13 protein-coding genes are annotated in these 14412 nt (G+C 45.0%); 7 read left to right on the top strand and 6 right to left on the bottom strand.

Annotation, left to right across the window (positions count from 1 at the left end; genetic code table 11):
• Positions 1-68: 68 nt before the first annotated feature.
• Positions 69-257 (bottom strand): hypothetical protein, encoded by a 189-nt coding sequence (locus ACYPWY_RS04140; RefSeq protein ID WP_459684170.1) that lies wholly within the window; start codon positions 255-257, stop codon positions 69-71.
• A 164-nt stretch (positions 258-421) separates the two neighbouring features.
• Here ACYPWY_RS04140 and cysK point away from each other — a divergent pair, with 164 nt between their 5' ends.
• The 6 genes from cysK (at position 422) to ACYPWY_RS04110 (ending at position 6459) form a co-directional block, all read left to right on the top strand.
• Entirely contained in the window at positions 422-1357 is a 936-nt protein-coding gene (cysK, locus tag ACYPWY_RS04135; protein WP_459684169.1) for a cysteine synthase A, read from the top strand.
• Between the two features lie 15 nt (positions 1358-1372).
• Positions 1373-1846, top strand: a complete 474-nt coding sequence (locus ACYPWY_RS04130; protein ID WP_459684168.1) for a DsrE/DsrF/DrsH-like family protein — start codon at positions 1373-1375, stop codon at positions 1844-1846.
• Positions 1847-1870: 24 nt separating this feature from the next.
• On the top strand, positions 1871-2095 hold the full coding sequence (locus ACYPWY_RS04125) for a sulfurtransferase TusA family protein (protein WP_459684167.1): 225 nt from the start codon (positions 1871-1873) through the stop codon (positions 2093-2095).
• A 36-nt stretch (positions 2096-2131) separates the two neighbouring features.
• Positions 2132-3571 (top strand): family 2B encapsulin nanocompartment shell protein, encoded by a 1440-nt coding sequence (locus tag ACYPWY_RS04120; RefSeq protein WP_459684166.1) that lies wholly within the window; start codon positions 2132-2134, stop codon positions 3569-3571.
• Positions 3572-3906: 335 nt separating this feature from the next.
• Positions 3907-5145 carry a SufS family cysteine desulfurase gene (locus ACYPWY_RS04115; RefSeq protein ID WP_459684209.1) on the top strand — a complete coding sequence of 413 codons (1239 nt, stop codon included), beginning with the start codon at positions 3907-3909 and terminating at the stop codon, positions 5143-5145.
• Between the two features lie 285 nt (positions 5146-5430).
• On the top strand, positions 5431-6459 hold the full coding sequence (locus ACYPWY_RS04110; RefSeq protein ID WP_459684165.1) for a putative periplasmic lipoprotein: 1029 nt from the start codon (positions 5431-5433) through the stop codon (positions 6457-6459).
• A 176-nt stretch (positions 6460-6635) separates the two neighbouring features.
• On the opposite strand, the gene ACYPWY_RS04105 is transcribed toward ACYPWY_RS04110, so the two are convergent.
• Complete coding sequence (locus ACYPWY_RS04105) at positions 6636-9389, bottom strand: exo-rhamnogalacturonan lyase family protein (RefSeq protein ID WP_459684164.1); 2754 nt, start codon at positions 9387-9389, stop codon at positions 6636-6638.
• Positions 9390-9434: 45 nt separating this feature from the next.
• Entirely contained in the window at positions 9435-10259 is an 825-nt protein-coding gene (locus tag ACYPWY_RS04100; protein ID WP_459684163.1) for a tetratricopeptide repeat protein, read from the bottom strand.
• Positions 10260-10491: 232 nt separating this feature from the next.
• Here ACYPWY_RS04100 and ACYPWY_RS04095 point away from each other — a divergent pair, with 232 nt between their 5' ends.
• Positions 10492-11814, top strand: a complete 1323-nt coding sequence (locus tag ACYPWY_RS04095; protein WP_459684162.1) for an ATP-binding protein — start codon at positions 10492-10494, stop codon at positions 11812-11814.
• Between the two features lie 303 nt (positions 11815-12117).
• On the opposite strand, the gene ACYPWY_RS04090 is transcribed toward ACYPWY_RS04095, so the two are convergent.
• From ACYPWY_RS04090 to ACYPWY_RS04080, 3 genes are all read right to left on the bottom strand, one after another.
• Positions 12118-12807, bottom strand: a complete 690-nt coding sequence (locus ACYPWY_RS04090; protein ID WP_459684161.1) for a DUF3990 domain-containing protein — start codon at positions 12805-12807, stop codon at positions 12118-12120.
• Complete coding sequence (locus ACYPWY_RS04085; RefSeq protein ID WP_459684160.1) at positions 12804-13037, bottom strand: DUF3791 domain-containing protein; 234 nt, start codon at positions 13035-13037, stop codon at positions 12804-12806. Before ACYPWY_RS04085 ends, ACYPWY_RS04090 begins: the two co-directional genes overlap by 4 nt.
• 92 nt (positions 13038-13129) lie before the next feature.
• Positions 13130-14410: a glycoside hydrolase family 57 protein gene (locus ACYPWY_RS04080; protein ID WP_459684159.1), complete on the bottom strand. Its 1281-nt coding sequence runs from the start codon at positions 14408-14410 to the stop codon at positions 13130-13132.
• Between the last annotated feature and the right edge of the window lie 2 nt (positions 14411-14412).

The following is a 14412-nucleotide window of genomic DNA, read 5'->3' as shown; positions in this document are numbered from 1 at the left end:
AAGAATTTATTAGCGAATTATCACATTTGGCAACCGGCTATTGAGGCAGGGCAAACGCATGAAAAAATTTACGGCTTATGACTTTCGGTAAAGTTAGTGATATGAGCAGGGGATTCCTCCCTTTGGTCGGAATGACGGTCTCCTTTTGGGGAGAGGAGATGAGGAAGCGGCGGCTTTGCCGCCGCTTCCTCATCCCTTAAAGCGCTAACAGGCGAGTCATTCCGACCAAAGGGAGGAATCTCATCCGTAACGTGCATAGTCCTTTATAGGTACTTTACCGAAAGGCAATTTCCTCGTGCTGCCATTGACTTTTAGTCTTATAATTAATAATCGTTGACAATTATAAAAAATACCTTATCTATGGTATTTGATTGAATACATAAATGTACTACATTTGCAATGGTACAAAAACTCATCTATTATGTCAAAAATAGCACATTCAATAACCCAACTCATCGGCAATACTCCTCTATTGGAGTTAACCGGCATTGAGAAAAAATACAAGCTGAGTTCTCAGATTCTGGCAAAGCTCGAATACTTTAATCCGGGGCGCAGCGTGAAAGACCGTATTAGTCTGGCATTGATTGATACAGCCGAAAAGAAAGGCCTGATCAACAAAAATTCGGTAATAATAGAACCGACAAGTGGAAATACAGGGATTGCTTTGGCTTTTATTGCCGCTTCCAGAGGCTATCGGCTTATTATCACCATGCCCGATTCGATGAATCAGGAACGGCGAACGCTGTTAAAAGCCTTGGGCGCCGAATTGGTGCTGACACCCGGATTTGAAGGGATGCGCGGCGCTATCCTCAAAGCCGAGGAGTTGCAGAAAACCATTCCAAACTCGTTTATCCCTCAACAGTTCAAAAACATAGCCAACCCGCAGAAGCACTACGATACCACCGCTCTGGAGATATGGAACGATACCGATGGAAAAGTGGATATTTTTGTTGCCGGAGTAGGCACAGGCGGTACAATATCGGGTGTGGGCAAAAAATTGAAGGAACTGAATCTGGCGGTTAAAATAATTGCCGTAGAACCATACGATTCGGCAGTGCTGTCGGGTGGTAAGGCAGGGCCGCATAAATTGCAGGGAATCGGCGCAGGATTTATCCCCGAAGTATATAACCCGAAAGTAGTGGACGAGATTTTCAAAGTGAAGAACGAAGAGGCTTTCGATGCTGTTCGTGCAGTAGGATTAGCCGAAGGATTGCTGGTTGGCGTATCGTCAGGTGCGGCATTACATGCAGCCCTTCAAATAGCCAAGCGGCCTGAGAACAAGAAGAAACAGCTAGTTGTTTTGCTTCCCGATACAGGCGAGCGGTATTTATCCACACAGGTATTTAATCAACTCTGATAAACGCATTTAACGATGGGAAAGAAATTATCAATAATAGGTTTTAGTGGCGACTTCGACAAATTGACAGCCGTATTTACGCTGGCCACAGGCGCTGCGGCAGTTGGGTATGAAGTGAATCTTTTTTTCACGTTTTGGGGATTGGATGCCTTGAAGAAAAAGCAAGGCCGGAGTTTTCTCGGGAAAAATGCGCTGACAAAAATGTTCGGCTTTTTCATGGGCGGACTAAAAGTGGCTCCGGTGAGCAGGCTCAATTTTGGCGGAATCAGCCCTAAAATATTCCGGTCGTTAATGCGGAAAAACAATGTAGCTACACTCGAGGAGTTGGTAGAGGCCGCAAAAGTATTGGGCGTTAACTTCTATGCTTGCGAAATGGCCATGCATATATTGGGGCTCACAAAAGACGATTTTATTCCCGAAGTAAAAGATGTGCTGGGCGTAGCCACTTTTCTGCAACTGGCCGACGACGGACAAACATTATTCATTTAATAATCAACTAAAAATCGAACGAATATGGCAACATTTCAGCTGGATATAACAAAAGAACATTGTCCTATGACTTTTGTGAAAACAAAAATAGAATTGGCAAAACTCAACAAAGGCGATATTCTGGAAGTATTGCTACAGAAAGGCGAACCACTGGAAAATGTACCCCGTACATCGCAGGAACAAGGATATGCGGTACTGGGTATCGACCCTGTTGAGGGAGACACCTATAAAGTAACTATACAGAAATAAATTACAAAATTATAAAATCATAAAAATATAAAGCACATGGCACAGAATGATTTACAACGCAGCGTTACGACTGCTACCGCCAGAAAACTGGCTACCACCACCAAGACGCCGCCTCAGATGGGGTCGATTACTCCACGTTTGTTGCTCAAACTACTTCCGTGGGTACAGGTAGATTCGGGAACGTACCGGGTGAACAGGACGAAAGTGGAGCTGAAAAAAGCCGAACGCATTGATGTGGAATACTTTAACGGAGTTCCGGCTTTCAGTGCAGGCTCGTTTCGCCGGATACCTCTTTTCTCTTTCATTGATGTGGACATCGTAAATCGTCTGGCAAAAAAGTTTGAAATAGAAGAAGTTAAACTGGGCGGAAACCTCATAAAAGAAGAAAAAGACCGGCAGAAATTCTTTATCGTAGCCAAAGGGCAAGTCGAAATATCGAGAAAAGGACCTCACGGCGAAAACCTCAGAATAGCCTTGCTTTCGGAAGGCGAATATTTTGGCGAAGCAGACATCCTTTCCGACAAAGCTTCGTCCGTAACCGTCAGGGCGGTAACTCCGGCGGTATTTTTTACCTTGAGCAGCGCCGAACTCGAAAGCATCATTGAAGAAGTGCCCAATTTCAGGGAAGAGTTTCAGAAAGCGGTGGACGAACATCTTCGCTTGCGGGCGACGGTAAATATTCATGGCGAAAAGCACATCGACCTGGTATCGGGACATGAAGAAGACAATATTATCCCCGAAACCTACATCGACTACGAAGAAAATCCCCGCGAATACTCGTTAAACACCATACAAACCGTAGTACGCGTGCACACACGGGTATCGGACTTATACAACAATCCCTACCACCAGCTCGAAGAGCAAATGCGCCTCAGTATCGAGAGTGTGAGGGAACGTCAGGAATGGGAATTAATAAACAATCAACACTTTGGCTTGTTGAACAGCGTAGAGCCCGGTTATCGCATCAGTCCGCGTTACGGCGCGCCAACTCCCGACGATTTGGACGAATTGCTGTCGTTGGTATGGAAAAACCCCTCGTTCTTCATTGCCAATCCCCGTGCCATTGCCGCTTTTGAACGCGAATGTACCTGGCGCGGTGTTCCGCCCGTTACGGCCAATGTGTTTGGCACACAGGTTCTTCTGTGGCGCGGTGTGCCCATCATCCCCAGCGACAAAGTGGAAGTAAAAGGCCAGTACCTGACCAACAGAGGAGTTGGAACCACCGAAATTATTCTGGTTCGCGTAGGCGAAAAAGAGCAGGGAGTAGTTGGATTGCATCAGGCGGGTATCCCCGGCGAAATAGCGCCCAGCCTCTCGGCGCGTTTAATGGGATTGGATAAATTTGGCGTGGCCTCTTACCTGCTCACCAAATATTTCTCATTGGCCTCGTTGACCGATGACGCAATAGCTGTTCTCGAAAATGTAGAAGTTGGATTTTATCACGATTACCAACATCGGAATACAATTGAAAAATAAAACAAACCATCATGATTGAAGGACTGACAACATCCATTCCTGAAGATTTGAGCAACATAGCAAAACTACGGGAGATTGCCGAAGGTATTCTCCCCGTAGAAGAACTCCGGCGCCCCATATCGGGTATCACGCCGGACGATATAAATCTTGAATCCGTCTTCGACTCGTTCAAAAGCTTATTAACGGGCGACTTGCATCAAGAACCGGCGGAATTGCGGAGCTTGTATTTTGCCGGTTCGGGTTCGGACGAAAAGCCTCAAACGCTGCGTCAGGCTGCCGACAATAACTTTTGGGTAAACGATTCTAAAATTGGGAACTTTTACGAACAAGATTCGTTGAAAGTAGCCGGAGAGCCCTTCGATGTAAATGCTGTTCGCCGCGATTTTCCCATTCTTCATCAAAAAGTGAATGGAAAGCAGTTGATTTGGTTCGATAATGCGGCCACTACTCAAAAGCCTCAGATAGTGATAGATGAACTCGCCCATTTTTACGAGAACAACAATTCCAATATTCATCGTGCAGCGCATACCTTGGCGGCACGCTCCACCGATGAATACGAAAAGGCGCGCGACAAGGTGAAGAATTTCATCAACGCTTCCTCTGCCGAAGAAATTATTTTTGTGCGCGGAACCACCGAAGGTATCAACCTGGTAACTCAAACTTATGGCCGGAAGTATATTCAGGAGGGAGACGAAATCATTATTTCGACACTCGACCACCATGCCAATATCGTTCCCTGGCAACAACTGGCTAAGGAAAAGAATGCCAAACTGCTGGTCATCCCCATTGACAACAACGGGAACATTATTCTCGAAGATTACGAACGCCTGCTTAGCCCCCGTACAAAAATTGTGTCTTTCGGACAGGTAAACAATACTTTTGGCGCCATATTGCCCATCAAAACCATGATAGACATGGCAAAACGCTACAATGCCCGCGTACTGATAGACGGAGCGCAGTCAATAGCGCATACGCATGTGGACGTTCAGGCATTAGGCTGCGATTTCTTTGTGTTCTCGGGTCATAAAATCTATGCGCCCAACGGCATTGGTGTTGTGTATGGTAAAAAGGAACTGCTGGAAATTATGCCTCCCTGGCAGGGTGGGGGAAACATGATAAAAGACGTTACATTTGAGGAAACGCAATTCAATGCGCCTCCCGCACGTTTTGAAGCGGGAACGCCCAATGTGGCCGGCGCTTTGGGACTTGGCATAGCCCTGGATTATGTAAAACGCATCGGGATAGACAACATCGCCAGATACGAACACGAGCTGACCGAATATGCCCGAACCGTTCTGGGCGAAATAAAAGGTCTCCGCCTGATAGGCAACCCCAAAGAACGAATCAGCGTAGTCTCCTTTGAACTGGAAGGTATTCCCACGCCGGAGGTTGGTCAGTTGCTTGATAAAGAGGGAATTGCTGTTCGTGCAGGTCATCATTGTGCGCAACCTGCCCTCCGCCGTTTAGGAGTGGAAGCCAGTGTAAGGCCATCCTTCTCGTTCTACAACACCAAAGAAGAGATAGACAAGCTGGTTGAAGCCATCCATAAGATTCAGGCAACGAGGTTGCATTAGAAAAGGAAATAGACTGTCATTGCGGGCTTGACCCGCAATCCCCCAAGCGCGAGAACCCCCAAGTAGAGACGTGGCGTGCCACGTCTTCACACACGAACCGTCGAAACGAGCAAAAAACGGGAGTTTTGTTCCATGCACAGAAGATTGCGGGTCGGAGCCCGCAATTGGAGCGGAGCGGAATTGTAGCCAACGGCGGAAATCAGCCTTAGCTAAATCGGCCTGAGCCAATGACAAACTCAGAAGAAGTCTTTTGAGACAGCCTCTTAAACACGTAACTAATATCTGATGAAACAACATCTATTGCTTTTCATTGCATGTATGCTGATGACCTCCTGCGCAACCATAGTGAATAGCAGGCATACTGTTTTAACTGTTTATAGCGAAGAACCTGTCGCCATTATCCAAAACAGGCAGGATACGATAAGAACCTCCGGCTACAAAAACCTCAATCGTGCTTTGCTGGCGGTAGAGCGAAGTAAAAAGCCCTTGACATTGACCGTTTATAACGATAGCTTGCAGAAAGATGTTGTAGTTAAACCCAGAAACAGTAAATGGTTCTATATGAATGCTTTTTCAGGCTACGGCATTGTAGGATTTTTGGTTGATTACAAGGCGCCTCAACGATATAGCTACGGAAAAAACCTGCTAATAGACAAGAATTTGGAAAAGAACGAATTTGCCGGTAGTGATAGAGTTACTAAAAAATATACTTATAACAAAGGAGATGCTTACCTCAATTTTTCGTCCCCGTTCGTAAACTTCTTTAATATATCGCCTAAGCTTGAATATGCTGGCAGTAAAGTTGGATTTTTAGGCATATCGGGCGGCGTTGATTATTTCTACCAACAAAACAGGTTTTTAAATCTTTCGGTAAGTGGAATTATGAACTATCTCGTACCTGCACCTGTTGGTGTATGTGGTTTTGAAGACTGGGAGTCAATAACATCGCTTCAGGCGGCAGTAGTACACGGTCATCATATCAAGGATTTTTCGTTGGGCTATGGCTTGTCTGTCAGCCAAAATCGTTGGTCGTATTGGTGGGAAGGTCATTTTTATCATTACGGCAACGAAGATGATGAAGATAAAGATCGGAATAAGAATCAAAATACGCTGGGATGGCTGGATATGAAAAATGTAAGTACTGCATTGGGTTTACTTTTCAATGCCTATTACAACTATAAAAGCCTCAAATTTGGCGTATTTTATCGCCCCTCGTTCTACCGCTTCGATAATGCCGATAACCAAACATTCAAGTACGAACACCTGATTAGTATTGATTTAGGGATAAGGTTCAGGATTAGACGGGGGAAATGAGTTGATGTGCTAATGTGCTAATGTGATGATGTGCTAATGTGCTGATGAGATGATATGCTAATGTGATGATTAGCAAATTAGCAAATAAAAAACTAGAAGCGAAGATTTATTTTTTCTTCGCTTCTTCGCGTTTATTTTTTTAATTAGCACATCATCACATTAGCACATCAAAATTATCAACGTCTTTGCCTTTGTCCCTGTTCGCGCATTGTTGCGGCTCTTTTTTCGGCGGCATCTTTAACTGCTTTGTCCAGCGAGGGGATTTTATCGCCGATAAGTTCGAGCATAATAATGGCGTTGATATTCCATTGGGCCGTGCTGTTTGTGCTAACCGAGGTATTTTCGTTTACCGGATAAAGCACATCGGGCGTTTCTATTTCCACACCGTTGCCCACATTCTGCAATTTCCCGTCGAAGCCAACCGAAGAGCTAAAGAAATCGGCCCAGGCTACTTCTGCCAGGTGTGGGTCGTTTAGTCGCTGCGCGGCAAATGCGCCGAGGCGTGGCGTGCTCCAATGTCCCCACCAGTCTTTGTATTTTTTGTTTTCGGGCAAATCCCTTATGGGGTCGTTTACCGGCAATCCGTAGTATTTTGCATACATCAGGAAGGTGTTGTTGAAGTCTTTGTGGCCGATGGCGTCATACACCTCCATCATCACTTCAAATCCGCCCATCAGGTTGGCCAGGTGGTTTCTGTTGTCAATCCAACCCGGCTCGCCCTCGTAGGTGAGTTTGCCGGTTTCGGGGTCGTATCCCAAAGGGCCTTTGCCGGTAAACAATCCGTTTGGCATGGCTGCCAGAGACGACATACCCGCTTTAATTTTGTCCAGGTATTTTTTATCGCCGGTGCGTTCCCATTCGGCAAACCAGTTGCCCACGAATGCAATCCAATCGGGTCCCCAGCGTAAACGGGTCGGCTGATTAGTCGGAAATTCGGAGCGAGGTTGTGCGATTCGGAGCGGGTCGTATTTCAACATTTTGTAGTCGGCGTCAATTACATCGTGCATCAGGTCGCCCATTCGTTCGTCTGTGGTGAGGTAATACGAATAGCGTTTCCACCAAGCCTGTCCGATGCGCGCTTCCTTCGAGCCGCAACCCCAGTGCGATACATTGTGGCGGGTACCCAATCCGGCCAAATCGCCGATGTGATACATATCCACCTCGCTTGTATGGCGCGTCAGGTTTTGTGCCAGCGTAAATATGTCGGCTCTTCCGGTGCGGGCAAAAGCCAGCCACAACCAGATGCCGGGCGATAATTCGGTGTTGTCCCAGGCATTTCCGCCAATGTCGTAGTTCCATGTATGGCGACCGGCGTTGTATGAGTGCATGACATCTCCAAAATTCCAGAAGCCGTACCAGCGGTGGTCTTCGATGGCTTGTTTGTAGAAGTCAATGTAGCCGTCAATTTGCTTTTCAATCCATTGCTTCGAGTCGGTTGAGGTATCGGGCAGCGACCATACGCCGAATGCTTTTGCATCGTGCAAATATTGCGGAGTAGCCATCAATTGCACATTTTGTTGAGCTAGTTGGGCCATCTCGGTGGTTTGTTCTTTTGTGGGGAGCGTGCCGAAAGGGTAAAGTGTCAGTTCGCTGGTTCGCCCTACGCCGTAAGGGGTCGATAATCCCTCCTGATAGTCTTCATAAGCCGCAATAAGGTCGTGGCCGATAATGTCGTAATGCCGCAAATCCATGGCATCGCCTTGAGGGCTCCACAACCACACCTTCAATTGTGCTTTGTCGTTTCGCATGTTGGTTGCTTCCAGTTCCACAGGGTAGGATTGCCAGAAGTTTTTGAGCGATACCGCCAATCCACCCGATGCATCGCCGGCCAAAATCAGGCCCGATGCACGGTTGTCGCCCGCCGTGCCTATCCATGTGCTTTGGTCGTTGGTGCGTTTGCGTACGGTGAAACCATCGGGCGAAAGTTGTGTCAGCCTGAAATCGTTCCATATCGCCCAATTATCAATGAGGAATTGGCCTTGCTTGTTGAATTTATCTTTATTGGGAATTCGTTTGCCGGCCACCTGATCGTTGTAAATCTGTCCGGTATATCCTTCGGGATTTTGAATGCGTTGTCTGCCGGAAAGCGGCTGGATGGGTTCGCTCCAAAGTCCGTCCCCCTCGCCCGAAAAGCGGACATGACGGTTGTACATTTCCTCGCGCAAAGGCAAATCGAACACAACGCCCAGCCCCTTGATGAAGTCGGTAGTTTGCTCGCCGTCGAAGATGATGGTATGCACCATTTTTACGGCCTCTACATTGTTATAGACATAAAACCGCACAACAAACGGCAGCCATTCGCGACTGCCCTTAAGGGCTTTGTGCTTCCCCTCAACCTTTACGACTGCACGCACCGGGCCACTTTGTTCGAGCGTTACTTTTTCGATGTTTCCTACAAAGTTGTCGTATTGGATGACGTTGTTCTTTTCATTCGTCCGGTTTTCGAGGATGCAGGTCAGCTGTCCGTTTCCGGCCACCGTTGTGTTTCCCGATTTAATTGATTTAATGAGGTTTGCCCCGGTTTTGCTGAAAACAAATTCGCCGATGCCATTATTAATAACAATTTCACCGCTTCGTTCTTCAGCTACAATGCCCTGAGTGGGATTCGCCGTTTTTACGGCCACCACTTTAAGGCCTGAAGCCTGTTCGGGAGTTACAGCAGCCGAAAATCCGATCCATTTTGCCGAGCCGTCGGCGTGTGATGCCATGAGCCACGATTGCAGGGGAATTTCTTGGTTGTTGCTGCCGGTTAAAACAAATTGCTGGCCTTTTTTTATTTTGCCTTTTTCGAAAGGTAAGCCCCAACTTACGCCAACAGGCGTTTTGGGAGCGTCTCCTACCCATTGCAAATCAATGGATTGAGACATAGCGCCCTGGCACGCTAATAAGGCAATGCCGGAGGCTAAGAGGTTTTTTAATACGTTTTTCATGTGTTTCAAGTGTTTTATTTTAAAAATTAAATATAGTGTCGTGTTCTACTTGCATTGCAGCAATAGCTCGTCTATCACTTTTTCGCTGAATCCAAGCTCTTTGGCTTTCGCAAAATCGGCCTTTGCCGTCAATTTGTCGTATTGCCTGATCCTCAATTGCCCCCTCAACACATACAGCAGCGGATCGTTGTTGCCCAATGCCGAGGCTTTGTTGATGTCTTCCTGCGCCCGGGCCAGTTTGTTCAACTCAAGGTAGCATTCCGAGCGGTTGAGGTATAGCTCGGGATTGTCCCTGTTTTTGTATAGAAGCGAGCTGTATAAATCCTCCGCCTTTTCCCATTCTCCCTGCCGTTTCATTAGCAGGGCACAACCCATTTGCGCCGACAGGTTGTTCGGGTCAATTTTTATTATCCGGTCGAAATCGGTTTTGGCCGACTGATAATCTTTCTTGTTCAGCTGAATCAAGGCGCGCCTGTAAAGCGCTTCGATGCGGTTGCTATCCAAGCGTAAAATAGTGTTGTAATCAATCAATGCGCTGTCGAGGCTATCCATGTCGCAAAACAAAGCCGCCCGGCTGCTCAAAATCAGCGGACTATCGGGGTATTTAATCAAAGCCACGGAATACGAGGTCAGCGCCTCGTCATAATTATTCATTTCCTGCTGAATTGTTCCCAGATGAAACATCAGCATGTAATTACCGGGGTTGGCCGGTTCGTTTTTCAGGGCAGTTTTCAGCGTTTGTTCGGCGGCGGCATACTCCTTCATCTCCAAATATTCAACCGAACGCCTTACTAGCTCTTGGTAGGTTTGAGCCGACAGATTAGCAAAACACCCGGTACATATCGCTATCAACAATAGCCATTTATTCATTGCGCTGATTTTTAAAACGAACAAATTTAAGACTATTCTTTCAAGCGCCTGCATATAAGTTGTATAAAGATATTGAAACAATGTTTAGAGATGTTAGATGGGGAGGAGATGAGAGAGAGAATCTGAGTTATCATTATGAAAAATACTACATCTTTGGCTTTGATTTATGACAAAAATACCATATCTTTGCCTTTGATTTATGACAAAAATGCTATATTTTAGCCTTTGATTTATGACAATTAGATATTTAAAACGCTCAATAGATGATGTTTTACTGGCATGGAGTGAGCAAGAAAACCGAAAACCACTCCTGCTGAGGGGCGCCCGCCAAGTAGGAAAATCTTCATCGGTACGCAAATTAGCCGAACAGTTTGACTATTTTCTTGAAATCAATTTTGAGAAACACAAAAATGTATATCCTATTTTTGCTGCTGATTTGTCGCCTCAGATAATATGTGAAAAACTGTCTATCTTGTATGATGTTCCCGTTATTCCGGGCAGAACCTTGTTGTTTTTTGATGAAATACAAAGTTGTCATCCCGCAATATCTTCCCTGCGCTTTTTCTATGAAGATTATCCTGATTTACACCTTGTCGCTGCCGGATCATTATTAGAGTTTGCCCTCGAATCCTTGCCCTCATTTGGTGTAGGTCGCATACGGTCGTTGTTTGTATATCCATTCTCTTTTCCCGAATTTTTAATGGCGTGTGGAGAAAATCGCATGTTGACGGAAATAGTCAACGCTTCGCCCGAAAAACCCCTGTTAGAACCTATTCACAACAAGGCAAAGGAGCTTTTGAGAAAGTTCTTAATCATTGGAGGTATGCCCGGTGTTGTTTCGGCCTTTGTAAACGGCAACGATATTAGAGAATGTCAATATGTACTGGATGACCTTATTGTTTCATTAAAAGCCGATTTCTCAAAGTATAAATTGAAAGTTCCTGAATTGCGTATAGCGACAGTCTTTGAATCTGTTGTACAGCAAATGGGAGGAAGGTTCACCTACTCAAAAATTGGGCAAGAATACCAACACCGACAACTGAAAGAAAGTCTGGCCTTGTTGCAGATGGCCGGATTGGTAATACCTGTAACACATACTTCGGCTAACGGAATACCTTTGGGCGCTCAGATAAATCCGAAAAAGCAGAAAATGTTGTTGCTGGATACCGGTATTTACCAAAGAGTGCAAGGACTACATCTGGCCGATATTCTGTTGAATGATGACCTTAGCCTTGTCAACAAAGGAAGTATTGCAGAATTGTATGCAGGCCTGGAACTATTGAAAGCCGGCGACTGCCACACACCACAATCACTCTATTTTTGGCAACGGGAAGCCTTGAATAGCAATGCTGAAGTAGATTATGTTATTCAACAGGGTGGTAATATTATCCCTGTCGAAATAAAGGCAGGAGCTAAAGGAAGTATGCAGAGTTTACATCTGTTTATTGCCGAAAAGAAACCGGTTTATGCCATACGTTCATCACTCGAAAATTTTTCATCTTATGATGTCATTAAAATTATTCCTTTGTATGCAATTCATTCCTGTTTTTCGTAGTATCTGCATTAGCGGGGGTTCACACCACAAGACTAGTCCGTCAGGACTTGCATATCAATAGAAAAGACATAACACAACCGTCCCCCCGAACGCCGCTAAATCCCTTTGGGGATTCGATGTTGGTAGAAACTGTAACAGCGTGCCGTCAGGTACGCAATATTCACATCTCGTACGATTGTCCGTAGTTAAAGTCATTTGACTTTAACTACGGACAAGCTGATTATCAATGTTTTATTTACCCTTAATTCGCATTAGTTAGTAATGCAGGCAAAAGTCGTGAAAATAAGTGTCGTCCCGGAGAACTTACGAAAGATTTAGTTCGGTTTTTAACATCTTAAAAATCTCTTGCCAGTTTTTTTTGTAGAATTCAGTATCGGGATTGGCAAGTTGTCCGAATGTTGCCGAGGAATAGAAGATGTCGGCAGCTTTTGTTTCGTCTATTTGCAAGTTAAGCATTAATTGTTCTACGAGCGCCTCGCCGATATTTTCAATAGCGAAATTTATATCCGTTTGTCGATTATCAACATAATCAAGCATCTGAAGTGAGCGTCCCGTACAAAAACAAATTTGATGCGATATTTCACCGTGTATAAGCATCTCCAGAAATTTATCCCGCGTGATTCTTCCTGCAAGATAATTGTTTATTTCGGTCGAAATTTTATCGTCGGCAACCGGACCTTCTACAATGTCGTAATCGTGGGTAGGTTGTGCTGCACGAGGATTTCTATTCATTGCCACAAAGTCAAGCCATTCCCCATTATACTCGCTAAATCTTAAAACCTTGAAATGAAAATAGGTAAACCCATTCTCGTTAAAATCGAATTCGGTTACAAATCCATCGTTTTTATGGCTTTGCCCTTTTCTTTTTGCCCAAATATCGGCTTGTTTCCTGAATTTTGTTACATAAAAACCTCGCCCGAAGTCTTTGCCTATTTCGCATTTTTCGAGGTCGATTTTATTTATTTTCGTATAACTGCCGTGATAAACTTTCATAGCGAACCTCCATTTTTGTGGCAAATTTCGTACATGTCGCGCACAGCCCAAAACGGATTATCGGTATGCAAAGCCCACCAATGCTTATACAAATACTCCAATCCGCCGTATTTTTTCAAATAGAAATAGGCGTCCTGAATATTCATTTTGTATGAGCTGGCAAATTCGGGTATGATATAAGTAATGAAACTCACTTTGTCGCTCGTTTGCTTATCTAATTTTGTTGCCATAACTGAGCTTTTTAATCAAAAGCGAAGTTAATAATATTAATCGAAAAACGAAAATAATGACGAACTTCACTTCATAATCAGTTAATCTCCCCTCAATGTTTCTTCTTCTTCAACTCCTCCAATTTATGTTCCAGACTTTCTATTTCGTCCGACTGGTTGTGGATGGTTTCCAATAATGAGTTTAATTCTTCGTTCTCGATGCTGCTTGGGAATTCGGAGTTTACCCGTTCTTTGAAGTCGCTGAGGATGTTCATATAGTTGCTGAATGCATCGTATGGCGAGGAGTAGGGGCTGAAGGGCAGACTGCTTTTTGTACTCATATAATAGAAGTGATCACATGCCTGCAAATACAGCCAGTCCTGCTTCATCCGGCGTATTTCGCTCAGGCGAACACGGTCTTTTATTTCGTACAGGTTTTTGAATGCTTCCTGCTGCAAGGTGTTCCCCAACCACGACGACAAGTCTTTTTCTTCGCCCGCCCAGGATATGGGATAGATAGATGAATGGAAGTCGATGGGTTTCAATGTTTTCAGCACCTCGGAAGGCGTTGAGAAACTGATATTTTTACTGGCGGCATATTTGGGTAATGCCCTCATGAAGTCGAAAATACCCGTCCCTTTGCTGTGGGAGCTGCCCAGCGTTTCGTAATTCATAAACAAGTTGATAATCTGTTCCTCTTCGGGCGTGGAGGCTATCCAGCTAATGTATTTTTCGGCTGTCAGGGGGTATTCGTTCCAGGCATAATCCGAGAAGCGGTTGGCTACATCGTTGCTGAACTTGGCATTCCGAAGCAATATTTTTAGCTTTGGCTGCACAGTTGATTGGTAGATGTAATTGGGGCTTTTCCAACCGAGCGTGCGTTTTGCTCCTTCCATAATCATGGCTTTGTAGCCCATGTTATACACTTCGAGCGCAATATCATCGGAGAAAATAAATTCGGTGTTGCGCAACACTTTAGGCCTCACTTCAAACAATTCTTCAATCCGGTCGGAATGGGTGATTACCTGATTCTTAAAGCCTATCGGGTCGATGAGCGAAACGAGGGAATAGGCGTATGTTTCGGCCAGAAATTCCACGCAGCCCGTTTTTGCCAGCTCTTTAAGTCCATCAATCACCTCGGGCGCATAAATAACCAGTTGCTCCAGCGCCAGCCCCGAAATAGAGAAGGTAACTTTAAATCGTCCCGGATTTTCCTTTATCATATCCAGCATAAGTTTATTGGCCGGTATATAGGACATTTCGGCTATTCGCTGTATAATATTTTCGTTGGCAAAATCATCATAATAATAATGATCGCCCCCGATATTGAAAAAACGGTATTGCTTCAACCTGAACGGTTGGTGTATCTGAAAATAGAGACAAATTGTTTTCATAT

It is taken from the genome of Viscerimonas tarda, assembly GCF_054601255.1.
This window is presented reverse-complemented; position numbering and strand designations above follow the sequence as displayed.

What these genes read in the sequence shown, in the direction of transcription:
- ACYPWY_RS04110 (WP_459684165.1), top strand. Translation starts at nt 5,431, where the DNA reads ATGAAACAACATCTATTGCTTTTCATTGCATGTATGCTGATGACCTCC.
- ACYPWY_RS04095 (WP_459684162.1), top strand. Translation starts at nt 10,492, where the DNA reads ATGACAATTAGATATTTAAAACGCTCAATAGATGATGTTTTACTGGCA.
- ACYPWY_RS04130 (WP_459684168.1), top strand. Translation starts at nt 1,373, where the DNA reads ATGGGAAAGAAATTATCAATAATAGGTTTTAGTGGCGACTTCGACAAA.
- ACYPWY_RS04120 (WP_459684166.1), top strand. Translation starts at nt 2,132, where the DNA reads ATGGCACAGAATGATTTACAACGCAGCGTTACGACTGCTACCGCCAGA.
- ACYPWY_RS04105 (WP_459684164.1), bottom strand. Translation starts at nt 9,389, where the DNA reads ATGAAAAACGTATTAAAAAACCTCTTAGCCTCCGGCATTGCCTTATTA.
- ACYPWY_RS04090 (WP_459684161.1), bottom strand. Translation starts at nt 12,807, where the DNA reads ATGAAAGTTTATCACGGCAGTTATACGAAAATAAATAAAATCGACCTC.
- ACYPWY_RS04125 (WP_459684167.1), top strand. Translation starts at nt 1,871, where the DNA reads ATGGCAACATTTCAGCTGGATATAACAAAAGAACATTGTCCTATGACT.
- ACYPWY_RS04085 (WP_459684160.1), bottom strand. Translation starts at nt 13,037, where the DNA reads ATGGCAACAAAATTAGATAAGCAAACGAGCGACAAAGTGAGTTTCATT.
- ACYPWY_RS04140 (WP_459684170.1), bottom strand. Translation starts at nt 257, where the DNA reads ATGCACGTTACGGATGAGATTCCTCCCTTTGGTCGGAATGACTCGCCT.
- ACYPWY_RS04100 (WP_459684163.1), bottom strand. Translation starts at nt 10,259, where the DNA reads ATGAATAAATGGCTATTGTTGATAGCGATATGTACCGGGTGTTTTGCT.
- ACYPWY_RS04080 (WP_459684159.1), bottom strand. Translation starts at nt 14,410, where the DNA reads ATGAAAACAATTTGTCTCTATTTTCAGATACACCAACCGTTCAGGTTG.
- cysK (WP_459684169.1), top strand. Translation starts at nt 422, where the DNA reads ATGTCAAAAATAGCACATTCAATAACCCAACTCATCGGCAATACTCCT.